This is a genomic window from Microvirga sp. 17 mud 1-3, assembly GCF_003151255.1.
Classification (GTDB): Bacteria; Pseudomonadota; Alphaproteobacteria; order Rhizobiales; family Beijerinckiaceae; genus Microvirga.
In genome coordinates, this window is the sequence record NZ_CP029481.1 from 652,403 (window position 1) to 678,093 (window position 25,691).

The following is a 25,691-nucleotide window of genomic DNA, read 5'->3' on the forward strand; positions in this document are numbered from 1 at the left end:
ATGACGACGATGATCCTTCAGAAGCCGAAGCCGAAGGCCTCGATTCACGAGAAGGCCCTCCGCCAGGCGACGATTGCGGGCAGCGCCATGATTGCGCTGTTCGCCGGCACCATCGGCCTCTGGGCCGCGACCGCGACCCTCTCGGGCGCTGTAGTGGCGGGCGGCCAGTTCGTGGTCGATACCAGCGTCAAGAAGGTGCAGCATGCTACGGGCGGCATCGTGGGTGAGTTGAAGGTGCAGGAGGGCGACAAGGTCGCGGCCGGCGATCTTCTGGTCCGCCTCGACGAGACCGTGACGCGCGCCAACCTCCTCCTGGTTACCAAGCAGCTCGACGAGTTCGTCGCCCGCCGCGCCCGCCTCGAGGCGGAGCGGGACGGGGCCGGCCAAGTCAAGGACCCGGAAGAGTTCGCCAATCGCCTTGATGAGCCGGGCGTCAAGACCATCATGACGTCCGAGCGGACGTTGTTCGATGCCCGCCGCTCGGCGCGCGACGCGCAGAAGGACCAGCTGCGCAAGCGGATCGCCCAGTCGCAGGACGAGATCGTCGGCCTGAAGGCGCAGCAGGACGCAAAAGCCCGCGAGGCCGAGTTCATCAAGGAAGAACTCAAGGGCGTGCGCGAGCTCTACCAGAAGAACCTCGTGCAGCTTCCGCGCCTGAACGCGCTGGAGCGGGACGCGGCGAGCATCGAGGGCCAGCGCGGCCAGCTCATTGCGGCTGTGGCGCAGGCCGAGGGCCGCATCGCCGAGACCCAGTTCCAGATCATTCAGATCGACGAGGAGATGCGGGCTGACGCGCTGAAGGAGCTGCGCGAGATCCAGGGCCGCATTGCGGAATACACGGAACGGCGCGTGGCCGCCGAGGACCAGCTCAAGCGCACCGACATCCGGTCGCCGAGCGCGGGCTTCGTGCATCAGCTCAACGTGCACACGATCGGCGGCGTGATCTCGCCGGCCGAGCCCGTGATGCTGATCGTGCCGACGAATGACAAGCTCGAACTCGAAGCCAAGGTGATGCCCAACGACATCGACCAGGTGAAGATCGGCCAGCAGGCGACGGTGCGGGTACACGCTTCGAACCAGCGCATGATCCCCGAGTTGCACGGTTCTGTGAGCCGGATCTCGGCGGATGTGTCGCGGGATCAGCAGACGGGCGTGACCTATTACACGATCCGGGTGGATCTGCCGCCGGATCAGATCAAGCGCCTGGAGAACCTCAAGCTCATGGCAGGCATGCAGGCCGAGGTGTTTGTGCAGGTCAACGAGCGCACGCCCTTCGAGTATTTCTTCAAGCCCATGGAAGAGCAGATCGCCCGCGCCTTCCGCGAGCACTAAAACACCCTGCTCCGACGAGACTGGAAAACGGCCGCAAGGCCGTTTTCTTTTTGCCCTTCACGGAAAGGGGCTCATCCTCGTGCCATGGCCCCGAACGCCTGGGCGATCTTCATCGCGGTGTTCCAGTTGCGGTTGGTCCCGACCGTCCCGAGGGCTTTCAAACTGAAACCCGCTGGGATCTTGGATTCCGAGATGAGAGACTCGCCGAACCAGACGTAAAGGTCGCCGCTTTCGGTGCGCGCGATACGCTCCGGGCCTCTGGCCCGGCGGAGAAGCTGCTCCAGTCCTTTGTCCGGGAGGGGCGTGCGCATGGCCCAGACCAAGAGACGGGACGGGGCGCGGGCGGCCTCCTCCGGAAAGGGATTAGCCGCAAGGAGCGCCTGCCATTCACCCGAGGTCTTGACCACCATCTCGGTCGCCCGACCGTAGAAGTCGCTGCAAGCCTTCTCCAATGCGTCCTCAAGGATTCGTGGTGCCTCGTCCGAGCGGAAAAGCAGGTTGCCGGTCGCGATCACCGAGCGCACATCCTTGCCACCCACTTTAGTCACGAGGGCACGCGCGTCCTCCATCTTCACCCGCTGGCCATTGACTAGGATGCTGCGCATGAGGGCGACTTTGAGAGACATGCCGATGGAGTCCGTATCGTACCGGCGCAGCTTGCGCCTCTTCGGGCGAGCCGATCAATCCCTGTCGGGAGCGCCGAGCGGAAAGAGCTGACGATAAGGTCTGGCCTCATCGACCGCACGGGCGAAGGAGGGGCGGGTGAGGAGTCGCGGGCGGTAAGCTTTGAGGACGGTGTGATCTGCGCCGATCGGATGCACCCAATCCGCATAGAACAGCGACGGTGCCGCTGCACAATCCGCCAGGCTGAACCCGTCGCCAGAAGCCCATTCCCGGCCTGCGAGAGCGCGGTCGAGCCAGGCATAAGCGGAATCGAGCATCTTCCGCGCCTCGGCAACCCCATGGGCATCACGCTGCGGTTCCGCCTGGATGCTGTCGAAGACGATCTTCTGCACGGGCGTCATGACGTAAAGGTCGAAGACCCTGTCCAGCTTCCGCACGTCCAGCGCCGCGCGGGGATCCTCGGGCAGCAGACGGACCGGGCCCGGATGCTCCAGGCCCAGATGCTCGATGATGATGCTCGATTCCATCACGGCCCGGTCCCCATCCAGAAGCACCGGCATGCGCTTGAGAGGCCAAAGGTCGGCCCACTCGGCTCCGGTTTCAGGTTCCTCAGGCCCGAGGAAGCGGAGCGTGAAGGGGGTCTAGTTTTCATAGAGGGCCGTCAGCACCTTCTGGCAATAGGACGAGAAGGGATGGGCGAAGAGCTGCAGGGACATGGTCTTATCCGATTTCACTTTGCAAGCAGTTGCAGCCTAAACAGACTGGTTTTATTTTGCAAGCAGTAGGAGCTTGCCATGAACGCCACGCACCGGTCGGGTTGTCCGATCAACCTGACCCTCGAAATGCTGGGGGATCGCTGGAGCCTGATCGTCATTCGGGACATCATCTTCGGGAACCGGCGCCATTACCGGGAATTGCTGACCCGGTCGGAGGAGGGGATCGCCTCCAACATCCTGGCCGACCGCCTGCGGCGGCTCGTGGATGCGGGGCTCCTGACGAAGAGCGATGATCCCACCCATCGGCAGAAGGCGCTCTACAGCCTGACGGAGCCTGCCATCCAACTCGTACCCCTTCTCGCACAGATGGGCGCCTGGGGCCGGCGGCATACGCCGGTATCGGCGGAGCTTTCGATCCGCGCCCAATTGCTTGAGGAGGGAGGCCCGGCTCTCTGGAACGATCTTATGGCCGAGTTGCGCCATATCCATCTCGGCCAACCGGAGCCTGGTCGATCCGTGCGCGAGGGATTGCAAAAGGCCTTCGAGCACGTCGTTGCGGCTGAACCCGGGAGGCGTATCGGTCGGCAAGACAATGATGTCGGCTCCTAGATTGACCGGTTATCCGGTCCCATAAGTCGCGGAGGAAACTTTGCCAGACCTCGCGAGTTAAAGCGTGGCCGTTCCGATTCCGCCGCATTCAACCCCCATTCAAGAGAAAGACGCTATTTAAGAAGTTTCGCTCCAGGACACGTCGCGTCCATGCAGGCGCCCAGCGTGCGAAACGCCTGCCGTGACAGCAAGCGTTGGCGTGGTCGGAGGACAAACCAAGCAGGTGTAAGGCAGCCGCGTGTTCATGCATGAGATTCTTTTGAAAACCGCCCCGCAATCCGAAACGCAGGAGAATTGGGCGCTCTTCCTCGATTTCGACGGGACGCTCGTCGATATCGTCGAACGGCCCGATGCGGTCTTCGTCGATCCTGCTCTTCCGAAGGTCCTGGCAGAGCTCGAAACCCGCCTCGGCGGCGCTCTCGCGGTCATCAGCGGGCGGCCCATCGCGTTTCTCGATGCGCGCCTCGGCGAGCACCGTTTCGACATTGCGGGCCTGCACGGGCTCGAACATCGCATCGGCGGACACCTGTTTCTGTGCGATCCGGACGATCATCCGCGGTTGCGCGAGATGGTGGACCGCCTTCAAACCGTTTTCCGCCCGAAGCCCGGGATCCTGATCGAGGACAAGGGGTGCTCCGTCGCCATTCACTGGCGCCTTGCGCCCATCGAGCGCGACTTCGTGCATGCCACCGTCCACGCGGCGCTTGAGGCGCTCGGAAGCGATTACCGGGTCCAGTTCGGCAAGGCCGTGGCCGAGATCCTTCCGTCCGCTGCCGGCAAGGGAAAGGTGATCGAGAAGTTTCTCCAGCAGGCTCCGTATCGGGGCCGCCGCCCCGTCTTCATCGGAGACGATCTCACCGACGAGAACGGCTTCAGGACGGTGAACGCCATGGGAGGCTTTTCGGTCCGCATCGGAGCGGGCGAAACGGTCGCACATGAGCGTCTTGGATCGCCTGCCGAACTGAGGCATTCCCTGTCGGTCTGGGCCGAAGGGGGCTCCTTTCCTTTCCAAGGGGGCAATTGACCATATGAGTTCGCTCGACCTTGCCGTCATCGGCAATTGCATGATCGCGGCTCTCGTGAATCGCCGTGCTCATATCGTCTGGAGCTGCTTCCCGCGCTTCGACGGCGATCCGGTCTTCTCGCACCTGCTCGACAGCCCGGAGGACCAGCCGGATGCCGAGCAGCGCGGCATCTTCGCCATCGACCTGGTCGGCCTCGAGACCTGCGAGCAGCATTACCTCGAGAACACGGCCGTTCTCGTCTCCACGATGACCGATTCCTTCGGCAACATCGTCGAGATCACGGATTTCGCGCCGCGCTTCAAGCATTACGACCGGACCTTCCGCCCGCCGCTTCTCATCCGCCGCGTCCGTCCCGTGAAGGGGCGGCCGCGTATCCGCGTGCGGCTGCGGCCGCATTTCGAATGGGGCGAACTGCCTCCTGCCAAAACGCGCGGCAGCAACCATCTGCGCTTCGTCGGTCCGCACCGGTCGCTGCGGCTGACGACGGATGCGCCGATTTCCTATGTGGACGAGGAGCGGCCCTTCGTGGTGGAGCGCCCCATCTCGTTCTTCTTCGGCGAGGACGAGCCTTTGCGCTCTGAAGCCGACACCACGGCGCGCGAGTTCCTCGACAAGACCGTCGATTTCTGGCGCGACTGGGTCCGCTCCCTGTCCATTCCGTTCGACTGGCAGGAAGCCGTGATCCGGGCCGCGATCACCCTCAAGCTCTGCAATTACGAGGAGACCGGCGCCATTGTGGCGGCGCTCACCACCTCTGTCCCGGAGGCACCGCACACCCAGCGCAACTGGGATTACCGCTATTGCTGGCTGCGTGATGCCTATTTCGTGATTCAGGCCCTGAACAGGCTTGGAACCACGAAGACCATGGAGGAATACCTCACCTACATCACCAATATCGTGGACGATGCGGAGGCGAAGCCCGAGTTGCGGGATATGCCGCCACTCTTCAGCATCACCCGCTCGCCCGACCTGGAAGAGCGCGAGGCCACGGCGCTCGCGGGCTATCGCGGGATGGGCCCTGTCCGCGTCGGCAACGCCGCCTATACGCAGATCCAGAACGACGCCTATGGCAGCATCGTCCTCGCCTCGACCCATGCGTTCCTTGACAAGCGTTTGATCCGGACGGGCAACCAAGCCCTCTTCGAGCATCTCGAAAAGCTCGGCCAGCGCGCCATCGAGGTGTTCGACAAGCCCGATGCCGGCCCCTGGGAGCTGAGGACGAAGGCGGCCGTTCACACATTCCCAAGCGTCATGTGCTGGGCCGCCTGCGACCGACTGGCCAAGATCGCCAAGGCCCTGAACCGTGCGGATCGCGCCGCCTTCTGGCGCGAGCATGCTGACCGCATGCACGCGATCATCGATGCCCGGGCCTACAATCGGGAGAAGGGGACCTTCGTCTCGTCCTTTGGCGGCGATCATCTGGATGCAACCCTGCTGCTCCTTGCGGAGCTGAGCTTCGTCGCTCCGGAGGATCCGCGTTTCGTCGCCACCGTCGACGCTATCGGGGCGGCCCTGCGCCGGGGCAACCTGCTCCTGCGCTATGACGTGGAAGACGATTTCGGCCTCATGCACACGGCGTTCATGATCTGCGGATTCTGGTACGTGGACGCTCTCAACGTCACGGGGCGCAAGAAGGAAGCGTGCGAACTCTTCGAGGAGATCCTGAAACTGCGGAACTCTTTCGGCCTCTTTTCGGAGGATGCGGACTTCACGACCGGGGAATTATGGGGCAATTTTCCGCAGACCTACTCCATGGTGGGTCTCATCAATTCTGCCGTTCGCCTCAGCCGCGGCTGGGAGGAAGCGTTCTGATCCTCCCGCAACGGCCACAAGAGCAGAAAGGTCGCTAAGGTTCGATGTTCGCGTTTCCCGTTCTGCTCGGCGATATCGGCGGCACCAATGCCCGTTTCGCCATTCTTCCGGCGCCCGAGGAACCCGTTCGTCTTCTGCCCCGTACCCTGACCGCACAGGCGTCCGGCCCGGTCGAGGCCATCGGAAAGGCACTCGAGGGCTATGACGGCCCGGCTCCGCGGTCTGCGATCTTTGCCGTGGCGACGCGGGTGGACCGGCCCGTCATCCGGCTCACGAACGCACACTGGACCATCGACGCGCAGGAGATCGGCACGGCTCTCGGGCTGGAGCGGGTGGTCCTCGTCAACGATTATACGCCGGTTGCCGCCTCCGTGACGGTCCTCGACGAGGCCCGGGGCGACCTTGCAGCCCTGGGTGAGGCAGGACAGGCCGGGCCTGGGACAAGGCTCGTCCTGGGGCCCGGAACAGGGTTCGGGGCGGCGGCGCTCGTCCCGGTCGAGGATCGCCTCGCAATTCTTGCCACCGAGGCGGGCCACGTGGAGTTCGGTCCCGTGGACGCCGACGAAATGGGCCTCTGGCCCCATCTCGAGCGGGTGGGCGGGCGTGTGACCGCCGAGGTCGTCCTGTCCGGCCCCGGCATTTTCCGCCTGTCCAAGGCGCTGGCCTCGAAACGGGGTGAGCCCTGTCCTTTCACCGTCCCGAACGACATCCTCGATGCCGCAAAAAGTGGGAACACCCTGGCCCGGGAGACCCTGGACTGTTTTTCCCGCTGGCTCGGGCGCTTTGCCGGCGACCTTGCACTCACGTTCGAGGCCGCCGGAGGGGTCTTCATCGCCGGCGGCATTGCGCCGCGCATGGTCGACGTGCTGCAGCAGGGCGGCTTCAGGGAGGCCTTTGACCGCAAGGCTCCCCACGACAGCTGGGCCCGGTCCGTGCCGGCTTTCGTGATCGTCAACCGGGAGCCCGCCCTCCAGGGGCTGGCCGCCCTGGTGACCTACCCCAGGCGCTTCGTCTACCAGTCCCAGGGCTGGATACGGGCCTGAGCCTCAGACGGAGGCGAAGAACCGAAGGCAAAAAAGAAAGGCCGCCCGGAGGCGGCCTTTCCATTGTCGGGTCCGCGGTCCGACAGGACCGCGCCTTGTGCGTTACGCACGAATCTCGGCAGAGGCCAAGATCCAGGCCACGGTGGTCGGGAACCGCTTCGTATGACAATGAGACACTGGATCACCTCCTTTCACTGTTGACGGGAAAGACCAATATGGGTTGAAACCCCATGAGACGTAAGGGGGCGGCGCTGCGGCGTCTTGCCCTCATCCCCAGGGCTTTGCCCAGAGAACTACGAGAGCCATGACCGATCTTCCGGCCCCTGTGGGCCGCCGCCGCACCTTTGCCATCATCTCCCACCCGGACGCCGGTAAGACCACGCTGACCGAGAAGCTGCTCCTCTTCGGAGGAGCGATCCAGCTGGCAGGCGAGGTGAAGGCCAAGAAGAATCGCGTCTCGACGCGCTCCGACTGGATGGGCATCGAGAAGGAGCGCGGCATCTCGGTCGTGACTTCGGTGATGACCTTCGAATATGGCGGGTGCGTCTTCAACCTGCTCGATACGCCCGGCCACGAGGACTTCTCGGAGGATACTTATCGCACGCTCACGGCGGTCGATTCCGCCATCATGGTCATCGACGCCGCCAAGGGCATCGAGGCGCGCACGCGCAAGCTCTTCGAAGTCTGCCGGATGCGCGACATTCCGATCGTGACGTTCATCAACAAGATGGACCGGGAGGCCCGCAGCCCCTTCGATCTCCTCGACGAGATCGAGAAGACCCTTGCGCTCGATACGTCGCCCGTTACCTGGCCCATGAGCCAGGGCCGCAGTTTCGCCGGCACCTTCGATCTGCGTCGCAACGTGGTGCGGCGCATCGACACGGACGAGGAGCCGATCCAGGTGTCCGGTCCCGAGGATTCTGCCATCGACAAGCTCCTCCCGGCCGAAGAACTCCAGACGTGGCGCGAGGAGGTGGAGCTCGCCCGCGAGGCCTGCAAGCCCTTCGATCTCGAATCCTTCCGCGAGGGCCATCTTACGCCCGTCTTCTTCGGCAGCGCCCTTCGCAATTTCGGCGTGCGCGATCTCATCGACGCCATGGCCGAATATGCGCCGCCACCGCGCGGCCAGGAGGCGGACAAGCGCCTTGTGGAAGCGGGTGAGCCGAAGATGACCGGCTTCGTGTTCAAGATCCAGGCCAACATGGATCCGAACCACCGGGACCGCATCGCCTTCATGCGCATCTGCTCGGGCAAGCTCACCCGCGGCATGAAGGCGAAGCTCGTGCGCACCGGAAAGCCCATGAGCCTCAACGCGCCGCAATTCTTCTTCGCTCAGGACCGGGCCATTGCCGACGAAGCCTGGGCCGGCGACGTGGTCGGTCTCCCGAACCACGGCACCCTGCGCATCGGTGACACGCTCACGGAAGGCGAGGACATCGTCTTCCGCGGTGTTCCGAGCTTCGCGCCGGAGATCCTGCGCCGCATCAAGCTGCAGGACGCCATGAAGGCGAAGAAGCTGCGCGAGGCCTTGCAGCAGATGGCCGAGGAGGGCGTGGTGCAGCTCTTCGTGCCGCAGGACGGGTCCGGTGCCATCGTGGGTGTCGTCGGCGCGCTCCAGCTCGACGTGCTGAAGGAGCGCCTGCAGGCCGAATACGGCCTGCCCATCGACTACGAGCCGACGCGCTTCTCGATCTGCCGCTGGATCTCGTCGGACGACCGGGTCGAGCTCGACAAGTTCGTCGACAGCCACCTCTCGGCCATGGCGCGGGACCTCGACGAGGCGCCCGTTTTCATGGCGGCCAATGCCTTCAACCTGCAATACGAGCAGGACCGCTACAAGGCGATCCGCTTCTCGGACGTGAAGGACTATCAGAAGAAGGCCTGAAGAGGCCGCGTTCCCGGCGAGGCACAGCTTCGCCGGAAATATTCTAGCCCGCGCTCTTCAGCCCGCGCTTTTGCGGCGCATCTTCCATGACGAACGCGCCCAGGCGGTTTTCCGGGAAGGCCGCTTGCGTTGCCGCGATGTCCGCAAGGGTCGGGAGGCTCGCCTCGTTGCCGAGATGCTGGATCGCGTAGGCCGAAGCCGCGCGTGCCAGAATGAAATGCTCGCGCCAGGGAAGATCCGGTCGCGCCATGGCCGAGTAGACATAGGCCCCGTGGAAGGTGTCGCCTGCGCCGTTGGTGTCGATCACCGCTTCGGCCGGGACGGACAGGGCCGGCATGACGCTTTCGGCGCCCGTTTCGTCGTACCAGAGAAGACCACGCTCACCCAACGTCACGCCGCCGATCCTGCAGCCCCGGCTCTTCAGGTAGGTGAGCATCTCACCATGGGTCAGGTTCATCTGCTCGCAGAGGCGGTCGGCCACGATGGCGACGTCGATGAACTCGAGGAGTTCGTGCGTGTTCGAGCGCAGGCCGCCGCCGTCGAGGGACGTGAGGATGCCCGCTTCGCGGCAGGTGCGGGCGTAATGCATGGCGGCATCGGCCTGGTGACCGTCCAGGTGCAGCGCCCGGCATCCCGTCAGGTTGAGCGGCGGAACGGGGTGAAGGTAATGGTCGTCGCGGCAGCGCACGATGGCGCGCTTGCCGCCGCGCGGCATGATGAAAGACAGGGAGGATTCCCGGACCTTCCGATGATGGACCGGGATCGTATATTTCGCCGCCATGTCGATGAACATGCGGCCCAGATAATCGTCCGCGACGGAGGTCAGAAGATCGGGCGCGATGCCGAGTTTGGCGCAGGCAAAGGCCGCCGTGACCGCATTGCCGCCGAACGAGATGGCGTAATCCCGCGCCACCGTCTTGTCGTCCCCGGTCGGAATCTCATCCGCCAGGAAGGTCACGTCGATATAGGTCTGGCCGACGAAAAGAGCATCCATTGCGCAACATTCATCCCATGATAAGGGCAACGAGCTTTGCCCAAGGCCCGGCGATTGTGCAACCTTCCTCCGGCAAGCTCAAGGCACCGCCGGCTTCGAGATGACGTGCAGCGCCTCCATGATGGGCCGTGGGGAAATGCGCCACGGGCCGTCGAAAGGTCGCTCACGGATTGCGATGAGCCCCAGGGTCGTCACGGCTGCCGTGGAAAAGATTACGAGAGCCGCGACCTGCGCCCGTGGGCGCTCCAGATGCACGATGCCGATAGCCACCTGGGTAATGAAGGCCAGGATCAGGACGGCGGTCCACTTCGTCCTGTCGGTCTGGTCTCCACTCAGGGCAAGCCGGTCGTCCCTGGTGGTGCGGAGCTTGAGCACCGTATCGAGGAGTGCCGTTTGGGCGGCAGACCCTGCCTCTACGGCAATTTGCGGATTCGAGATGCGCGTGAGCAGGTCGAGCAGGGCCTGCCCCGCCTTTGCCGAGCTCTCCTGATCAAGCATGCGCGGCCATTCTTCCTGAACCAGGGCCTCGGCATAAAGCCGCGCGGCCGCGCGGATGTCCTCCATATCGGTCACGGTCGCGGTGCTGATGGCCTGCACGGCCAGCAGGCCCTCTCGTTCGCCCAGAACGGTGCGCGCCGCCTGGCGGTTGCGCTCCCAGACCTCGTTCGCGAGGAAACCCGCCATGAGGGCGAACAGGACGGCCACAGCGCCGAAGAAGGGCGCCACGACTCCCGTGAAGGTGGAGGAATAAGGTTTGACGTATTTCCCGAAGCTCAGCCAGTAAATGACAAAGGCGGAGAGCGAGAAGGTCACGACAAGTGAGATGAAGATCCCCCAGATGGGCATGTCGAGCCAAGTTTCGAAAATCAAAGGTCTCTCCAGGAACGCAAAAGGGACGCGACACTAGAATGTGATGAAGAAAAGGGGAATCCCGCTTTGGTTCGATGGTTTGCGGCTTCTGTTGCGGCCCATGCGAGGAGGCGGGCGCTCCTTCCGGCTGGGTGGGCTGCCTTTCGCGACTCATGCGTGGAGGAGACTCACTCGACCAGTGCCGCCAGCCGGGCGGCCGTCATCGCGGCATCGACATCCGTATCGATCACGTCGACGGGCGCGCATAGCTCCTGCCGGAAGGCCGCCCCGATGATCGGATGAAGGCGCGTCCCGCCACCGACCAGCGCGACAGGGCGCGGCCCGACGCGCTTGATCAGGCTGTTGGCGAGCCGCGCCAGCTCACGACCCGCCTCGCGAAGGATGTTCAGGGAGAGAAGGTCGCCCGTCTGTGCGGCATCCGCGACGGCCCGGGCCAGGAGGCCGATTCGGCCCCGGTCGCCCCCATAGACGAAAGCGCGCACCGTGTCCCACTCGGTTCCCCCGAGCGCCTTTGCGAGCGCGGTTCCGACAGGGGTTGTCCACCCGTCGCCGGGGCTCTCCTCCTCCTTGCGCAGAACCGCTTTCAGCGCCTCCCGCGCAATCCAGAAACCGGATCCGCCGTCATCGATGAGGTTGCCCCGGCCGCCGATGCGGATCGCTTGCTTGTCCGACGAGAGATAATAGCCGATGGAGCCGGTTCCCCCGTAGACAAGGATGCCTTCGCCGAGAGCGAAGTAGGACAGGTAGGCGATCCACATATCCTCGGCCACGAAAATCCTGGCGGAGGGAAGGTCGAAAGCCTCGGCAAGAATGCCGCGCATGACGGCCTCGGCCCGCGTATCGCGGGTCAGGCCCGTGATGCCGGCGACGATTCCCGCAGGCCTCCCGGTCTGGGTGACGGCCTGGGCGAGCTCGCTGCTGATCCGCTTGGCGCGCTCTTCGGCGGCTGTCGAGAACAGGTGTCCGGTGAGCGGCTCCACGGAGCCTTGCGCAAGGCAGGTGCCCTCACGATCGACGAGGCGCCATCGCGTCGCCGTTCCTCCCGCGTCGATGCCAAGCCCCAGCCCCATGGTGCCCTGCTTCTCCGATATTCCGTCTGCCGGTTCGGGACGCTATCCTAGGACGAAATCCCCGGGAAGTGCGACAGGGCCTCACGAAGATTTCCATCGCTCTGCGTCAGGGCGCCCTGCGCCTCCGACGGGTCGACGCCTAAGGCGATGAGGGAAGCGAGTTTCATGTCGCCGTTCGCCCGGCGCAGGGCCTCGATGGCGGTGGCGTCATCGCAGCCGGTGATCTGGGACACCATGATCTCGCTGCGGCGGCGCAGTTTCGCGTTTGTGGCGCGCATATGCACCATCAGACCGCGATAGACGCGCCCGAGCCGCACCATGATGAGGGTGGACAGGAGGTTGAGGATGACCTTCTGCGCGGTGCCGGCCTTCATGCGGGTCGATCCCGCAATGACCTCCTCGCCCGTATCCGCCAGGATAGGATGCGAGCAGGCGTCCAGGATGGGAGCGGCAGGATTGTTGGAGATGCCGATGGTCTGGGCGCCACGAGCCCTCGCTTCCTCCAGGGCCGCGATGGTGAAGGGTGTCCGGCCGCTGGCCGCCACGCCGATCACGATATCGTCCGGCCCGACGCCGGAGTCCCGGATGCCGGCAATTCCCTGCTCGACCGAATCCTCCGCGTTCTCGACGGCCTTCAAAAGCGCGCCTTCGCCGCCCGCAATGAGGTACACGAGCTTGTCGTCCGGCCAGTTGAAGGTCGGAGGCAGCTCCGTGCCGTCCTGAACGCCGATCCGGCCCGAGGTTCCCGCGCCCACATAGACAAGGCGCCCGCCCCGGCGGAGCCTCTCAACGGCCGCTTCGGCCGCGGCCGCAATAGCCGGAAGCGCGGGCCGCACCGCCGCGACGGCGGCGAGCTGCCCTTCATAGAAGGCGGAGAGAATGTCGGAGCTCGGCCAGGCGTCGAGGTCTTGGAAACGGGTGCTGAAGTTTTCGGTGGGCATGATCGCTTGCTTTCTTGCAGACCAATATAGGTCCAGTTGCGGCTTTCAGCAATCGGCGCAAGGCTTGGCCCGAGAGATCCGAGGCGTGCTTCGCCGAAGATTTTCAGGCCTGTTGCGTAAGGGCATCGAACCGCGCGATCACCTGCTCGCCGGTTGCCCGGCGCAGGGGCAAGATCCCGCTATCCGTGTGGCGAGAGGGATGGACGCGGTTAGTGAGCAGGGACCACGCAAGACCACGCTCGAAGTCGATCCAGAGCCCGGTGCCCGTGAAGCCCGTATGGCCGATGGTGGAGGGCGAGCAGGCATCCCCGCCATGCCAGCCCGCATAAGCTCCCTCCCAGCCGACGGTGCGCTTCTCCGATTCGCGTTTCCTGATGGCCTCAAGGGAGGAGGGGGACAGGGCTGAGCCGTCGAGGATGGAACGGGCAAAGCCCAGCACGCCGTCGATGGTCCCGAACAGGCCCGCATGGCCGGAGGCGCCGCCGAGCGCGAAGGCGTTCTCATCATGCACCTCGCCGCGGATGACGCGCCCGCGCCACGTGCAGCGCTCGGTGGCGGCGCAGTGGCGCGGGTTGGGCCGGAAGGTGAGAAGCGGCGGGAGCGGCTGGTCGATCAGCGCCTGCCCGGTGAGGCGCTCGATGGCGATGCCGAGCAGCATGAAATTAATGTCGGAATAGACCGGAGGGCCGGACTGCCACACGCGCTGGAGGATGAACGCACGCAGGGTCTGCGGATCCTGCCCGTAGGTATAGAGCGGCTCGACCGCCGGAAGATGCGTCTGGTGTGCAAGGCACTGGCGGAACGTGAGCTTTCGCTCGGCGGCGTTCATGTCGTACTGGCGCAGGTCCGGAAGCGCCGTCACCAGGGGTGCATCGAGGTCGAGCTTTCCCTCCTCGGCCAGGCGCAGGATGCGCGTGGTCGTGAAGATGACCTTGGTGAGGGAGGCAAGATCGAACCAAGTGTCGCGGGAGATATCCTCCTGCTCCGGCTCGATCTGCGCCGCTCCGGCAAAGTGCACGGCGCTGCGTCCATCCGCCGTCGCGATGCCGAGAACCGCACCGGGAATAGCGCCGCGGCGGATCGCTTCGAGAGCCGGCGCGAAGGCCTGTTCGACAATGTTATTCAGCATCTCTTTTCCGGAATATCAGGCGGCGCGGTGCAATTCGCCGCCCGGCATCGGGTGCGGAACTCCGGTCGTGGTCGGAAGGCTCAATGGCAGCCCGCGCACGGAGCGAACTGCGAGATAGCCGAAGGCCTGCGCCTCGAGGAAATCCCCATTCCAGCCGACGCTCTCCACGGGATCGACGCTCACGCCAAGCTTTTCGCGCAGGCGCTTCATGAAATGGGCATTGCGCCGTCCACCGCCGGTTACGAGCCAGCGTCGGGGCGCCTGCGGCACATGACGGAGAGCAGCCACGACGGACTCGATCGTGAACTCCGCCAATGTTGCGGCGCCGTTCTCGTCCGAGAGCGCCTCGACGCCCTTGGCCCTGGCATGGAAATCCTGCCGGTCGAGGGATTTGGGGGCAGGGCGGTCGAAGAACGGGTTTGCCATGAAGGCGGCGACGAGCTGCGGATCGGCAGTGCCCGATGCCGCGAGGCGCCCGCCCTCGTCGAAGGCGATGCCGCGGCGCCGGAGAACGAAGTCGTCGAGCAGGGCGCTTGCTGGGCCGGTGTCGAACGCGATCACCGTGTCGCCGTCGATATAGGTAACGTTGCCGACGCCGCCGAGGTTGAGGATCATCAGGGGCTGGGCAAGGCCGCTTGCAAGGGCGCGGTGATAGAGTGGAACGAAGGGCGCGCCCTCGCCGCCGGAAGCGACATCCGCATGGCGGAACCGGTCCACCGTGTCGATGTTGAGTGCCGCGGCGACGCGGGTGCCGAGCCCGAGCTGGCGGGTGAATCGGACTTCCGGGCGGTGATAGACCGTCTGCCCGTGAAAGCCGATGAGGCCGACCTCTGCCGGATCGATTCCGTTCTCGCTCATGAAGCGGCGGATGGCGTCCACGTGCGCATCCGTGACGGCTTTGTCGAGGTTCTCGAGCGGCTCGCTCTGGGCGCGCGCGGGCTCGGCGATCAGCGCCAGCAGCTCCCGCCGAAGGTCGTCCGGGTAGGGATAGGTCCGGCCGGCGCCGGGGCGGACCATCGTGTCCCCGTCCGTCTCGACGATCGACACGTCGATCCCGTCCATGGACGTGCCGCTGATGACTCCGATTGCCTTCATGGGAAAACGCTGGACCATCGACCTCTCCGGAATGCCTGTCCGGCGGAACCATAGCATAGCCCAACAGCCGGTCTAGAGTGGTATGATATTGGACCATGACAGGTCCTGAGGGATGGCCTATAAAACCTCAGCGGCTTGCAAGGGAGAAAAGACGCATGTTCAGGTCGGTACTGCGCGGCGCCATCGGCGCAGGCTTCATGATGGCGGCCATGGCCTCGGCCTCGGCCCAGGTGCTGGAGATCGGCATGGATAACGGGCCCACGGGCCTCGATCCGCACCTCATCACCGCCTTTCCGAGCTTTATGGTGGTGAACGGCAACATCTATGAGGGCCTTACGGCCATCGACAAGGACCTGAAGGTCATTCCCGGCCTTGCGGAATCCTGGAACGTCTCGGCTGACGGCAAGACCTACACGTTCAAGCTGCGCTCCGGCGTGAAATTCCATGACGGCTCGGACATGACGGCCGAGGACGTGGTCTCGACGATCCGGCGCGTGCAGAGCAAGGACATTGCCTCGCCGCTCGCGAGCCGCCTGTCCGCCATCGAGAGCGCCAAGGCGGTCGATCCGCTGACCGTGGAACTGACGCTCAAGGAGCCATCCGCGCCGCTCCTGTCGTCGCTTGCGACTATCGCGGTCGTGCCGAGCGAGGTGGAGGCCAACAAGGACGCCCTCCAGAAGGCGCCGGTGGGCACGGGCCCGTTCAAGTTCCAGGAATGGCAGCCCAACGGCTTCATCCTGCTCGCGAAAAACGACGCCTATTGGCAGAAGGGCACGCCGAAGCTCTCAGGCCTCAAGTTCAACATCGTGCCCGAATCGGCGACTCGCCAGGTCGGCCTGACTAACGGCCAGTATGCACTGCTTCCCAATATCGACGCTGCGACGGCCCTGCAGCTGAAGGGCAAGCCCAACGTGAAGCTCGGCGAGACTCTGGACCTCGCCTACATGCTCATCGGCATGAACGTCTCGAAGCCGCCCTTCGACAACCCGAAGGTGCGTGAGGCGGTGAACTACGCCATCAACCGCCAGGAGATCGTCGATGCGGCGCTCTTCGGCGCCGGCGTCCCTGGCGGCCCCCTGTCGCCGGCCCTGAAATCCTGGGCGCTCGATGTCAAGGAATTCTCCTGCTACAAGCCCGACCCAGCCAAGGCACAGGCTCTGCTCAAGGAAGCCGGCGTCGCGATGCCCGTGGCCGTGACCATGAACGTCCTGCCGCGTCAGGACGTGAAGGACATCGCCCAGGTTGTCCAGGAGCAGTTGAACAAGGCCGGTTTCAAGGTCGAGCTGAAGAACCAGGAGCAGGGGCAGTTCATCCAGGACTGGCGCAACAGCAATTTCGACATGTTCGCCTCCATCAATGCCGGCAGCCCCGATCCGGACGAGTATTTCTACCGCACGTTCCGCACCGGCGGTTCGACCAACGTGTTCAAATACTCGAACCCGGAGATCGACCAGCTGCTCGACAAGGCGCGTACTCTCCAGGACCAGGCCGCGCGCAAGACCGCCTACGATCAGGTGCAGAAGACTCTCGCCTGCTCGGGCCCGGTGGCGCACCTGACCTACGGCACTCTCTTCTCGGCCATGCGCGATAAGCTGAAGGGCTACGACGTGATGCCGAACCGCTCGCTCGTGACCCTGAAGGACGCGAGCCTCTAATCCTGTATTCCCCGGCGCCGCATCGGGCGGCGCCGGGATTTTTTTTGAGCGTCAACACGAATTCACGATGAGTCGTATCCTGCTCTCGCGTCTGATCGATCTGGTCGTCGTTCTTTTCGGCGTCTCGATCATCGTCTTCCTGATGATCCGCCTCATCCCGGGCGACGCGGTGGCGATCATGCTCGGCGCCAATACGGAGATCACGCCCGAGCGCATGGCGGAGCTCAACAGCCGCGTCGGCCTCGACCGGCCGTTCGTCGAGCAGTACCTGAGATGGGCCGGCGCTGCCCTGCAGGGTGATTTCGGCACATCCCTGTGGACCGGGCGGCCCGTTGCGACCGAGATCCTCATCAATCTCTGGCCGACGCTCGAGCTGACCTTCCTGTCCCTCCTCATCGGTGCCGTCCTGGCCGTGCCACTCGGCTGCTGGATGGCGCAGACGCGGGGGCGCGGCGCCGATGTCGCGATGCGTATCGGAGCCATTGCCGGGCTGACGATCCCGTCCTTCTGGCTCGGAATCGTCCTGATCCTCCTGTTCTCGGCCTATGCACCTGGCTTCGCGTCTCTCGGCTACGTGCCGTTCTCGGAGGATCCCGTCGGCAATCTTCAGCGCATGATCCTGCCCTCCGTCGCGCTGGCGTTGCCGATCCTCGCCAATCTGTCGCGTCTCGTGCGGTCCGCCATGCTCGATGCCCTCGGGCAGGATTACGTCCGCACCGCGCGCGCCAAGGGCTTGAGCGAAAGCCGCGTCGTCTACAAGCACGCGTTGCGCAATGCCCTGATCCCCTTCCTCACCAGCGTCGGCATCATGACGGGCTATCTTCTCGGCGGTGCCATCGTAGTCGAGCAGGTCTTCGCCATTCCGGGCCTCGGCCGCCTCATCCTCGGCGCCATCGCGGAGCGCAATTATCCGCTGATCCAGGCCACCATCCTGGTGGTGACGGCAGGGTTCGTCTTCGTGAACTTCCTCGTTGATTTTCTCTACATGATCGTCGATCCGCGGGTGAGGGCCTGAAGCCGTGTCGCGTCTCGCCAAGAACAAACTCCTGACCTTCGCCGTCATCCTCGTGGCGCTGCAGATCATTCTTGCGATCGGCGCGCCGTGGTTCGCGCCCTATGACCCCATGGCACAGAGCATCGCTCGCCGTTTGAAGGGGCCGACTGCCCTCAACTGGCTCGGGACTGACCAACTGGGACGCGACGTGCTGGCGCGCATCCTCTACGGATACCGGACATCGCTCATCGCCTGCGTCCTGGCAGTCGGCATCGCCCTCATGGCTGGCGGGACTCTCGGGCTCGTGGCAGCTTACTACCGCGGCTGGCTTGACCGCATCATCATGCGCGTCATGGACGTGCTCTTTGCCTTCCCGGTCATGCTGCTCGCCATCGGTATCATCGCGGTTCTCGGGCCACACACCTACAGTGCAGCGGCTGCCATCGCGGTCGTCTATACGCCGATCTTCGCCCGTCTCCTGCGCGGCCCGGCCCTCGTCCTGTGCGAGAGCGAATACGTGGCGGGCGCCAAGGCCATCGGCGCGTCAGACGGGCGCATCATCTTCCTTCATATCCTGCCGAACCTCGCCTCGGTCATCCTGGTCCAGACGAGCCTTCTCCTCTCGGCCGCGATCCTGGTGGAGGCCTCGCTCTCGTTCCTTGGTCTGGGGACGCAGCCACCGACGCCGTCTCTCGGGCTCATGCTCTCCGAAGGGCGCAACTTCCTCCAGCTCTCCCCGTGGAGCGCGATCTTCGCCGGGTTCGCGATCCTGTTCCTGTCGTTCGGCTTCAACCTGCTCGGTGACGCGCTGCGCGACACGCTCGATCCGCGTCTCCGGGGACAATCGTGAAAGTGAGGGATGCGACGTGGGAGGATACTCCGGCGCTCGCAGACATCGCAGAGGCATCCTACCGCGCCGCCTTCTCGGCAATCCTCGAGGAAGAGGTCCTCGCTGGGCGCGATGCTGCCTTCTTCGCGCACCGCTTCGAGGAGGCATGGAGGCGGATGCTCGTAGTCTGTGCGGACGAGGTCCCGTCGGGATTCCTCCTCATGACCGACGGGCATATTGACATGCTCTTCATGACACCGACAGCCAGCGGGCAGGGCGGCGGTTTTAGCCTGCTTCGCGAGGCGGAGAGGCGCGGAGCAAAAAGCCTCGAATGCTTCCGCGACAATGCCGGTGCACGCCGATTTTACGAACGGCATGGCTGGCGCGTTGAGCGGGAATACGAACGGGACTTTGCAGGAAAAATCCGCAGCTTCGTCCTCTACGTCAGGGATTGAGCCTTAGAGGCTGACAACCTGACCTGAGCGCACCGACTCGTCTGCCGCAAGCACAATCCGCAGGGATCGGACCGCATCCTTCATATGGTCGGTCAGGTCCAGGTCTTCGTCGATGGCGCGCAGGAGGAAACGCTGCTCGCGCTCGCACAGGGCATCGTGATCGGGCTCGTCAGCCGTATCGATGGGCTCGTCGCGGCGAGCGAAGGTGCCATCCGGGTTCAGGCCTGCATGATGAAGCAGGATCCGGTTCGTTTTGGTGTGGGCATTGATGTCGTCCGACCGGATGCCACCTGCGGTCTCGGCCATGACGATGCTGACGCTGCCCTTCGGGCCGATGACGTCCTTCACGAAATAGGCCGTCTCGCTCATCATCGGTCCCCAGCCGGCCTCATACCAGCCCACGGAGCCATCCTCGAACTTCACGTGGAGGTGGCCGTAATTGTACATGCCCGCCGGCATGTCGTCCGTCAGCCGGGCGCCGACCGCATGGACCTGCACAGGCCTCGCGCGAGTGATCTGGCACATCACGTCCACATAGTGCACGCCGCAATCGACGATGGGCGAAAGGGATTGGAGCAGTCTTTTATGAGCTTCCCAGGCCGGGCCGCTCGATTGCTGGTTCAGGTTCATGCGGAAGACATGGGGCGGCCCGAGGGTCTTGGCGATCTCGATGAACTTCATCCAGGATGGATGGTGGCGCAGGATGTACCCGATGACGAGCTTGCGCTTCGTCCGAATTGCCGTCTCGACGACGCGCTCGGCATCCGCAACCGTGTCGGCCAATGGCTTCTCGACGAACACATGGGCGCCGGCTTCCATGGCCCGGATCGCATAATCGGCATGGGTGTCCGACCAGGTGTTGATGGAGACCACGTCGGGCTTGAGCGCCGCGAGTGCATCCTCATAGCGGCTGAAGCGCTGGGCCGATTGCAGGGATGCCGGCAGGGGCGCCTCGTCGATGTTGCGGGTGCAGAGCCCCACGACCTCGAACCCCTCGATGCGGTCGTAGGCCATTGCATGGGACATGCCCATATTGCCGAGCCCGACCACCAGAACCCGCTTCGTGCCCATGGCAGTTCCTCTATTCGCCGTCTATCCAGGTTTGCCGCACTTCGAGCGCGTCGTCGAGCAGCACGAGACTTGCCCGGTAGCCGGGCGCGATCCGTCCGAGTTCCCGGTCGAGGCGCAGGAATGCTGCCGGAGCCAAAGACGCCATCCGGAGGACATCCCGCAGGGGCAGGCCAAGGCGGTGGACGGCGTTACGCACGGCGCTCGCCATGTCGAGGTCCGACCCGGCAAGAGTGCCGTCCGCGGTGGTGAGCTTTCCGTCCCGGCGATAGATCATCCGGCCATGGAGCTCGAAACTGTCGAGATCGGTTCCTGTCACGGACATGGCATCCGTGACCAGCATCATCCGCTCGGTCCCCTTGGCCGCGATAGCGACGCGCAGGGACGCATCGTCCACATGGTGCCCGTCGACGATCAGGCCGCACCAGGTATCCCGGCTGTCCAGCGCCGCGCCCACCGGGCCCGGATCGCGTCCTGCAAGGGGCGGCATAGCGTTGAACAGATGGGTGAAGCCGCGCAGGCCGTGGCGATAGGCTTCCATGACTTCGTCGTAGCGGCCTGCCGTGTGGCCGGCGCAGACAAGGGCGCCCGCGTGGGTGAGCCGTGCGATCGCCTCCAGGCTGTTCCTCTCGGGAGCCAGGGTGACGAGGGTACGTCCTTCGCTCAGGGAGGTCAGGATGGCGATATCCTCGTCCTCCATGGGGCGCATATAGGTCGGGTTGTGAACACCCTTTCGTTCGGGATTGATGAAGGGGCCTTCCACATGGATACCGAGGATTCCAGGAACGCGCGCCGCCAGAGCCTGCCGCATGGCCGCAACCGCTTCCGCCATTTTCTCACGGGTATCCGTGATGAAGGTGGGGAGGAGCCCAACGGTTCCGAAGGTCCGATGCGCAGCCGCGATCCGGCGCAGCCCCTCGACGTTCCGCTCGTCGTTGAAGAGAACGCCGCCGCCGCCATTGACCTGTACGTCGATGAAGCCCGGGGCGAGAAGCCCTTTCGTCTCGCGTCGGTCGACGCCCGCGGGGAGATCCTTCTCAAACGGAATGGCGATGATCCGTCCGTTCTCGACGACGACAGCGCGGCCTTCGAGCATGTGGTCGCCGTCGAAGATGCGGGCTCCTGTCAGCGCGAAGGTCATCACATCGTCTCCGTCACCTTGCGCAGACGCGGCGGATTGTCGGGGTCCCGGCCCCGGGCCTGCGCAACGGCATTCACGAGGGGATAGAAGCTCTGGATCAGCGCGAGAGGAGCCACGAAGGGGTGAAGTCCATCAAGCCAAGGCAGCGTCACGGTTGCGGGTCCCTCCGCTGCACCGGCGACGATAACTGGGACGTTCTGGCTGCTCAGCTTCGAGACAAGATCGTTCACACCGCTCAAGGTCTCGTCACGCTGGCTGAGGACCAGGACGGGAAAATGTGCGCCCGCAAGCGTCCAGGGGCCGTGCATCAGCTCGGCGGCGCTCATGGCCTCCGCGTGAATGCCCGAGGTTTCCTTCAGCTTGAGCGCCGTCTCCTGGGCCATGGCAAAGCCGACGCCGCGCCCGACCACGAAGAGATTGTTGGAGTCCTTCAACAGAGGTAGCGCTGCCGACCAGTCAAGGGCCGCGGACTTTTCCAGAACGTCTGGGAGGCTATCGAGAGCCGCGAGCAGCTCCCGATCCTCGGACCAGTGGGCCACGAGCTGAAGGGACGCTGCAAGTGCCGCGATGAACGACTTCGTCGCGGCGACGCTTTTCTCAGGGCCGGCATGGAGAGGCAGGACGATTTCGCAGGTCTCTGCCAGCGGCGAGGATGTGTCGTTGACGAGTGCAACCGTCAGGGCGCCATCGTCGCGTCCGGCCTGAGCGAGGTTGAGGATGTCCGGGCTGCGCCCGGATTGCGAGACGGCGAGAAAGAGGGCATCCCGCATGCGCGGACGCGCCTCGTAGACCGACGTGACGGACGGGCCGACCGAGGCGGTCACGAGGCCGGAATGAATCTCCAAAAGATATTTGGCGAAAGTCGCTGCATTATCGGAGCTGCCACGGGCGCAGGTAACCGCAAAGGGCGGGGGGTCTGCACGCAGGCGCGCGCCGAGATCACGGCACAGATCCGCATTGATCGCGAGAAGACGCGAAACGACCTCCGGCGCTTCGCGAGCCTCGCGCAGCATGGCGGTCGATTTGGGTTGGTTCTTGTCAGGCATCATGTTGAGTCCGGTCAGGCGGGCTGATGGTTAGCTCAGCCACAAAGTCATAGGCATCGCCCCGGTAATAGGACGAGGTGAATTCGACAGGTTCTCCCGATCCCGTGAAGGAGCGGCGTTCGATGTAAAGCGCCGGGCTCTGTGTGGGTACTTGGAGGAGGGAGGCCTGTTCGTCGGACAGGAGCACGGCATGGAGCCGCTGCAGCGCCCGGGTCGGCGTGACGCCCTGTTCGTGCAGGACGGCATAAAGGGATTGCTTGACGAGGGACGGGTCGGGAAGGAAGCGGCTCGGCACCACCGCGTGCTCGATCGCCATCGGAATGCCGTTGGCCAGCCGAAGGCGATTGACGCGGCTGACCTGATCGCCCGGCGAAAGGCCCAGCGCCATAAGCTCATTAGGCGAGGCCTGCCCCACGGAGCGGCTGAGGAGGATAGCCGATGACGGAAGTCCTCGGGCCGACATATCGTCGGTGAAGCTGGAAAGTCGGGACAGGGGCTGCTCGAGGCGCATCTGTGGGGCGATGAAGGTGCCCGATCCCCAGCGCTGAACGAGAACGCCCTTCTTGACGAGACCTGTGATCGCCTTGCGCACCGTGACGCGCGAGACGCCCAGCTGCTTCGCGAGATCGCGCTCACCCGGCAGGGCGTCGTCCGCCTTGATGGTCCCCTTGCGAACAGCCTCCTCGATGGATTGCTGCAGCTGGAGATAGAGCGGCGTGGGATTGCCTTCGTCGAGAGGCAGCAGGGCGAGTGAGGCAGGGCTCTGGTCGGTCATCGACGCCTCCGGACCAACGGCTCCTGCGTCGCCTGTCTCGCCAGAAGGATCGCTCCGTCGAGCGCATCTGCCTGCGGTGGCACAATGACCTGCTGCAGAGGAGGCGGCAGCCATGGGCGGAGCGGCTCCGCCAGGCCACCGAACAGGCACAGGGCTGGTGCGCCGAGGTCGAGAAGACGAGTGGCGATCTGCGCCATCTGGTGTGCTGCGTCCGTAATCAGGTCGAGCCCGAGCGGATCACGCTGGAGAGCGTGTTGGAGGGCGATGGGTGCATAGCGGGCATAATCCGCCGGGCGGGCCTTGCCGACCCAATCCACGATCGCTTCCGGACTGTGATCGAACTCTGCCAGGATGGCCTGTGACAGCGCGCTTTGAGGGATGCGCCCATCATAGGCCCAGATCGTCCGGCGCAGGGCTTCGCGCCCGATGGCGGCACCGCTGCCTTCGTCCGAAATCTCATAGCCCCAGCCGCCCACATAGCGCCGCTCTCCGCCAACGACTCCATAGCCGCAGGAGCCCGTCCCGACGATGAGTATCGCGCCGTCGTTGCCGCTGAAGGCGCCGAGCCAGGCCGTGTGGGCATCCGTATCGATTGCAAAGGACGCAAACGGGTGGGGCCGCGCCATCAGCCGCTCGACGGCACTGGATTGCCCGGCTCCGGCAGCGCCCATTCCCGCATGGATGCGGCCGAGATCCGCTTCCCCAAGCCTTGCCTGATCGAGCGCAGCCCTGCAGGCGGTCAGAATCGCATTCCAGACAAGGTCAGGGTCAAGCCGGATGTTCGAAGGCCCGCCCGTGCCTTCGCCCAGGAGATTGCCTGCAGCGTCGCGTAACCGCGCCCGGCACTTGGTGCCGCCGCCGTCGATGCCAAGAAACAGGGAATCAATCATGGTCGCTGGGCTGTAAGTGACTATCCGCGAGGGTTGTGGCTTTGCGGAGCCACCATGCCACTTAATATCCAGTTCGTGAAGGGCGCATTTGGGAGAAAGGACATGTCCCCAAAAGCCCGTGCCCGGACGCCGCTTTCACACAGGGAGCGGAGCTCATCCAAGGGGATATGGTGTTCGATTTGCCAACGGCAAGGCGCTTGCCGGGTAGCAAAAGTGGCGATACCAATATGAGGTCACTTGTCCTTAAATACCTCAAACAGAATAGCCGGAAAGGCCCGAGAGGCAACACAAGAAGGCGGTTTCATCCGCACGGGGCAGGTCGAGGGTTCGAATAGAACGGGCATGGCAGGCGCCCGAAGCCTGCAGGAGGAAGACGACGATGAATCGTGTCGATACGAAAGCTTTTATGAAGCGGGCGGGTCGGTTCCTGGCCACCGTCTCCGTGGCTGCTTCTGCCCTTGCGTTCGCTCAAGCAGCATCGGCTCAGACGCTGACGATCGAAAGCTGGCGCAACGACGATGCGGATGTCTGGAACAACCAGATCATTCCTGCTTTCAACAAGAAATATCCGAACATCAAGGTTCAGTTCAAAGCGGACCCGCCAACGGAATACAATGCCGCCCTCAACGCGCGCCTGGCAGGCGGAACGGCCGGCGACCTCATCACCTGCCGTCCCTTCGACGCTTCTCTCGACCTGTTCAAGAAGGGGCAGCTCACCTCCGTCAACGACGTGAAGGGCATCGAGAATTTCTCGGATGTTGCCAGAAGCGCCTGGTCGACCGATGACGGTAAGACGACCTTCTGCATGCCCATGGCATCGGTCATCCATGGCTTCATCTATAACAAGGCCATCTTCGACGAGCTGAAGCTGACGCCTCCAAAGACCATGGCGGAGTTTCATGCCCTGCTCGACAAGATCAAATCGGACGGGAACTATACCCCCATCGCCATGGGAACGGCCGATCAATGGGAAGCCGCGACCATGGGCTTCCAGAACATCGGTGTGAACTACTGGAAGGGCGAGGAGGGACGCAAGGCTCTCATCGAGGGCAAGCAGAAGCTCACAGACCCGGCTTATGTGGAAACCTTCAAGGAGCTGGCGAGCTGGGCACCCTATATGGGTGACGGTTATAAGTCCCAGAAGTATCCAGACACCCAGAACCTCTTCACCCTCGGCCGCGCCGCGATCTATCCGGCAGGCTCCTGGGATATCCCAATCTTCCGCAAGCAGGCCGATTTCGAGTTCGATGCCTTCGCGCCTCCGGTGCCCGATGCATCCGGCAAATGCTATATCAGCGACCACACGGACATCGCGCTCGGCATCAATGCGAAGTCGAAGAATATCGAGGCTGCGAAAACCTTCCTCAGCTGGATCGCGTCTTCGGAATTCGCCGACATCTATGCGAATGCCCTGCCGGGATTCTTCCCGCTCTCCAAGGAAAAGGTCACGGTCAAGGATCCGGTTGCGGCCAAGTTCGTCGGCTGGCGCGATACATGCGAGAGCTCGATCCGGAACTCCTACCAGATCCTGTCGCGCGGAACGCCGAATCTGGAGAACGAGCTCTGGAACGTGAGCGCGCAGGTCATCAACGGCACCATGAAGCCTGATGAGGCCGCCAAGAAGGTCGAGGACGGTCTCGCCAGCTGGTACAAGCCCCACAAGAAGTAATCGCTTCATCGGCGAAGCGGGCCA

At 64.1% G+C, this 25,691-nt stretch carries 23 protein-coding genes and 1 pseudogene; 11 read left to right on the forward strand and 13 right to left on the reverse strand.

The window, feature by feature from the left end:
• Complete coding sequence (locus tag C4E04_RS02990) at positions 1-1,332, forward strand: HlyD family type I secretion periplasmic adaptor subunit (protein ID WP_109594819.1); 1,332 nt, start codon at positions 1-3, stop codon at positions 1,330-1,332.
• Positions 1,333-1,403: 71 nt separating this feature from the next.
• Here C4E04_RS02990 and C4E04_RS02995 read toward each other — a convergent pair whose 3' ends face one another.
• Positions 1,404-1,958 carry a DUF1697 domain-containing protein gene (locus C4E04_RS02995; protein ID WP_109594821.1) on the reverse strand — a complete coding sequence of 185 codons (555 nt, stop codon included), beginning with the start codon at positions 1,956-1,958 and terminating at the stop codon, positions 1,404-1,406.
• Positions 1,959-2,012: 54 nt separating this feature from the next.
• Positions 2,013-2,672 (reverse strand): annotated as a pseudogene (locus C4E04_RS03000) (glutathione S-transferase family protein).
• A 78-nt stretch (positions 2,673-2,750) separates the two neighbouring features.
• Between C4E04_RS03000 and C4E04_RS03005 the strand changes: the two are divergent.
• The 5 genes from C4E04_RS03005 (at position 2,751) to C4E04_RS03025 (ending at position 9,046) form a co-directional block, all read left to right on the forward strand.
• Positions 2,751-3,281: a helix-turn-helix domain-containing protein gene (locus tag C4E04_RS03005; RefSeq protein ID WP_109594823.1), complete on the forward strand. Its 531-nt coding sequence runs from the start codon at positions 2,751-2,753 to the stop codon at positions 3,279-3,281.
• A gap of 244 nt (positions 3,282-3,525) precedes the next feature.
• A complete protein-coding gene (gene otsB, locus C4E04_RS03010; protein ID WP_109594825.1) occupies positions 3,526-4,305 on the forward strand; it encodes a trehalose-phosphatase in 780 nt (259 codons plus the stop codon).
• A 4-nt stretch (positions 4,306-4,309) separates the two neighbouring features.
• Positions 4,310-6,118 carry a glycoside hydrolase family 15 protein gene (locus C4E04_RS03015; RefSeq protein WP_109594827.1) on the forward strand — a complete coding sequence of 603 codons (1,809 nt, stop codon included), beginning with the start codon at positions 4,310-4,312 and terminating at the stop codon, positions 6,116-6,118.
• Positions 6,119-6,219: 101 nt separating this feature from the next.
• A complete protein-coding gene (locus C4E04_RS03020; RefSeq protein WP_371682075.1) occupies positions 6,220-7,161 on the forward strand; it encodes a glucokinase in 942 nt (313 codons plus the stop codon).
• Between the two features lie 304 nt (positions 7,162-7,465).
• Positions 7,466-9,046 carry a peptide chain release factor 3 gene (locus tag C4E04_RS03025; RefSeq protein WP_109594831.1) on the forward strand — a complete coding sequence of 527 codons (1,581 nt, stop codon included), beginning with the start codon at positions 7,466-7,468 and terminating at the stop codon, positions 9,044-9,046.
• A 43-nt stretch (positions 9,047-9,089) separates the two neighbouring features.
• Here C4E04_RS03025 and C4E04_RS03030 read toward each other — a convergent pair whose 3' ends face one another.
• The 6 genes from C4E04_RS03030 to C4E04_RS03055 form a co-directional block, all read right to left on the reverse strand.
• Positions 9,090-10,040: a sugar kinase gene (locus C4E04_RS03030; protein WP_109594833.1), complete on the reverse strand. Its 951-nt coding sequence runs from the start codon at positions 10,038-10,040 to the stop codon at positions 9,090-9,092.
• 78 nt (positions 10,041-10,118) lie between these two features.
• A complete protein-coding gene (locus C4E04_RS03035) occupies positions 10,119-10,910 on the reverse strand; it encodes a DUF4239 domain-containing protein (protein ID WP_109594835.1) in 792 nt (263 codons plus the stop codon).
• Between the two features lie 167 nt (positions 10,911-11,077).
• A complete protein-coding gene (locus tag C4E04_RS03040; protein WP_109594837.1) occupies positions 11,078-11,980 on the reverse strand; it encodes an N-acetylglucosamine kinase in 903 nt (300 codons plus the stop codon).
• Between the two features lie 47 nt (positions 11,981-12,027).
• Positions 12,028-12,921 (reverse strand): N-acetylmuramic acid 6-phosphate etherase, encoded by an 894-nt coding sequence (locus tag C4E04_RS03045; protein WP_109594839.1) that lies wholly within the window; start codon positions 12,919-12,921, stop codon positions 12,028-12,030.
• Positions 12,922-13,024: 103 nt separating this feature from the next.
• Positions 13,025-14,050, reverse strand: coding sequence for a serine hydrolase (locus C4E04_RS03050; protein ID WP_109594842.1), 1,026 nt, complete (start codon positions 14,048-14,050; stop codon positions 13,025-13,027).
• A 15-nt stretch (positions 14,051-14,065) separates the two neighbouring features.
• Positions 14,066-15,163 carry an anhydro-N-acetylmuramic acid kinase gene (locus C4E04_RS03055; protein WP_109594844.1) on the reverse strand — a complete coding sequence of 366 codons (1,098 nt, stop codon included), beginning with the start codon at positions 15,161-15,163 and terminating at the stop codon, positions 14,066-14,068.
• A 137-nt stretch (positions 15,164-15,300) separates the two neighbouring features.
• On the opposite strand from C4E04_RS03055, the gene C4E04_RS03060 reads away from it, so the two are divergent.
• The 4 genes from C4E04_RS03060 to C4E04_RS03075 all read left to right on the forward strand — a co-directional run bounded on the left by C4E04_RS03060 (position 15,301) and on the right by C4E04_RS03075 (position 19,078).
• The gene (locus C4E04_RS03060; protein WP_109594846.1) at positions 15,301-16,800 is read left to right on the forward strand and encodes an ABC transporter substrate-binding protein; all 1,500 of its coding nucleotides are present in this window, start codon (positions 15,301-15,303) and stop codon (positions 16,798-16,800) included.
• 67 nt (positions 16,801-16,867) lie between these two features.
• The gene (locus C4E04_RS03065; RefSeq protein WP_109594848.1) at positions 16,868-17,815 is read left to right on the forward strand and encodes an ABC transporter permease; all 948 of its coding nucleotides are present in this window, start codon (positions 16,868-16,870) and stop codon (positions 17,813-17,815) included.
• 4 nt (positions 17,816-17,819) lie between these two features.
• On the forward strand, positions 17,820-18,644 hold the full coding sequence (locus C4E04_RS03070; protein WP_109594850.1) for an ABC transporter permease: 825 nt from the start codon (positions 17,820-17,822) through the stop codon (positions 18,642-18,644).
• The gene (locus tag C4E04_RS03075) at positions 18,641-19,078 is read left to right on the forward strand and encodes a GNAT family N-acetyltransferase (protein WP_162559252.1); all 438 of its coding nucleotides are present in this window, start codon (positions 18,641-18,643) and stop codon (positions 19,076-19,078) included. Before C4E04_RS03070 ends, C4E04_RS03075 begins: the two co-directional genes overlap by 4 nt.
• Positions 19,079-19,081: 3 nt before the next feature.
• Here the strand turns inward: C4E04_RS03075 and C4E04_RS03080 are convergent, their stop codons facing one another.
• Genes C4E04_RS03080 through C4E04_RS03100 form a run of 5 tightly spaced genes read right to left on the reverse strand, consistent with a single transcriptional unit; the run spans position 19,082 to position 23,998 of the window.
• The gene (locus C4E04_RS03080) at positions 19,082-20,149 is read right to left on the reverse strand and encodes a Gfo/Idh/MocA family protein (RefSeq protein WP_109594854.1); all 1,068 of its coding nucleotides are present in this window, start codon (positions 20,147-20,149) and stop codon (positions 19,082-19,084) included.
• A gap of 10 nt (positions 20,150-20,159) precedes the next feature.
• The gene (nagA, locus tag C4E04_RS03085) at positions 20,160-21,287 is read right to left on the reverse strand and encodes an N-acetylglucosamine-6-phosphate deacetylase (protein ID WP_109594856.1); all 1,128 of its coding nucleotides are present in this window, start codon (positions 21,285-21,287) and stop codon (positions 20,160-20,162) included.
• Positions 21,287-22,336, reverse strand: a complete 1,050-nt coding sequence (locus tag C4E04_RS03090; protein WP_245416216.1) for an SIS domain-containing protein — start codon at positions 22,334-22,336, stop codon at positions 21,287-21,289. The genes nagA and C4E04_RS03090 overlap by 1 nt, the downstream gene beginning before the upstream one ends.
• Complete coding sequence (locus C4E04_RS03095) at positions 22,326-23,108, reverse strand: GntR family transcriptional regulator (RefSeq protein WP_109594858.1); 783 nt, start codon at positions 23,106-23,108, stop codon at positions 22,326-22,328. The genes C4E04_RS03090 and C4E04_RS03095 overlap by 11 nt, the downstream gene beginning before the upstream one ends.
• A complete protein-coding gene (locus tag C4E04_RS03100; protein ID WP_109594861.1) occupies positions 23,105-23,998 on the reverse strand; it encodes a BadF/BadG/BcrA/BcrD ATPase family protein in 894 nt (297 codons plus the stop codon). The genes C4E04_RS03095 and C4E04_RS03100 overlap by 4 nt, the downstream gene beginning before the upstream one ends.
• A 406-nt stretch (positions 23,999-24,404) precedes the next feature.
• Between C4E04_RS03100 and C4E04_RS03105 the strand changes: the two genes are divergently transcribed.
• Positions 24,405-25,667, forward strand: a complete 1,263-nt coding sequence (locus C4E04_RS03105; protein ID WP_245416385.1) for an ABC transporter substrate-binding protein — start codon at positions 24,405-24,407, stop codon at positions 25,665-25,667.
• The last annotated feature ends 24 nt before the right edge of the window (positions 25,668-25,691 follow it).

What these genes read in the sequence shown, in the direction of transcription:
- C4E04_RS02990 (WP_109594819.1), top strand. Translation starts at nt 1, where the DNA reads ATGACGACGATGATCCTTCAGAAGCCGAAGCCGAAGGCCTCGATTCAC.
- C4E04_RS02995 (WP_109594821.1), bottom strand. Translation starts at nt 1,958, where the DNA reads ATGTCTCTCAAAGTCGCCCTCATGCGCAGCATCCTAGTCAATGGCCAG.
- C4E04_RS03005 (WP_109594823.1), top strand. Translation starts at nt 2,751, where the DNA reads ATGAACGCCACGCACCGGTCGGGTTGTCCGATCAACCTGACCCTCGAA.
- otsB (WP_109594825.1), top strand. Translation starts at nt 3,526, where the DNA reads ATGCATGAGATTCTTTTGAAAACCGCCCCGCAATCCGAAACGCAGGAG.
- C4E04_RS03015 (WP_109594827.1), top strand. Translation starts at nt 4,310, where the DNA reads ATGAGTTCGCTCGACCTTGCCGTCATCGGCAATTGCATGATCGCGGCT.
- C4E04_RS03025 (WP_109594831.1), top strand. Translation starts at nt 7,466, where the DNA reads ATGACCGATCTTCCGGCCCCTGTGGGCCGCCGCCGCACCTTTGCCATC.
- C4E04_RS03030 (WP_109594833.1), bottom strand. Translation starts at nt 10,040, where the DNA reads ATGGATGCTCTTTTCGTCGGCCAGACCTATATCGACGTGACCTTCCTG.
- C4E04_RS03040 (WP_109594837.1), bottom strand. Translation starts at nt 11,980, where the DNA reads ATGGGGCTGGGGCTTGGCATCGACGCGGGAGGAACGGCGACGCGATGG.
- C4E04_RS03045 (WP_109594839.1), bottom strand. Translation starts at nt 12,921, where the DNA reads ATGCCCACCGAAAACTTCAGCACCCGTTTCCAAGACCTCGACGCCTGG.
- C4E04_RS03050 (WP_109594842.1), bottom strand. Translation starts at nt 14,050, where the DNA reads ATGCTGAATAACATTGTCGAACAGGCCTTCGCGCCGGCTCTCGAAGCG.
- C4E04_RS03055 (WP_109594844.1), bottom strand. Translation starts at nt 15,163, where the DNA reads ATGGTCCAGCGTTTTCCCATGAAGGCAATCGGAGTCATCAGCGGCACG.
- C4E04_RS03060 (WP_109594846.1), top strand. Translation starts at nt 15,301, where the DNA reads ATGTTCAGGTCGGTACTGCGCGGCGCCATCGGCGCAGGCTTCATGATG.
- C4E04_RS03065 (WP_109594848.1), top strand. Translation starts at nt 16,868, where the DNA reads ATGAGTCGTATCCTGCTCTCGCGTCTGATCGATCTGGTCGTCGTTCTT.
- C4E04_RS03080 (WP_109594854.1), bottom strand. Translation starts at nt 20,149, where the DNA reads ATGGGCACGAAGCGGGTTCTGGTGGTCGGGCTCGGCAATATGGGCATG.
- nagA (WP_109594856.1), bottom strand. Translation starts at nt 21,287, where the DNA reads ATGACCTTCGCGCTGACAGGAGCCCGCATCTTCGACGGCGACCACATG.
- C4E04_RS03090 (WP_245416216.1), bottom strand. Translation starts at nt 22,336, where the DNA reads ATGATGCCTGACAAGAACCAACCCAAATCGACCGCCATGCTGCGCGAG.
- C4E04_RS03095 (WP_109594858.1), bottom strand. Translation starts at nt 23,108, where the DNA reads ATGACCGACCAGAGCCCTGCCTCACTCGCCCTGCTGCCTCTCGACGAA.
- C4E04_RS03100 (WP_109594861.1), bottom strand. Translation starts at nt 23,998, where the DNA reads ATGATTGATTCCCTGTTTCTTGGCATCGACGGCGGCGGCACCAAGTGC.
- C4E04_RS03105 (WP_245416385.1), top strand. Translation starts at nt 24,405, where the DNA reads ATGAAGCGGGCGGGTCGGTTCCTGGCCACCGTCTCCGTGGCTGCTTCT.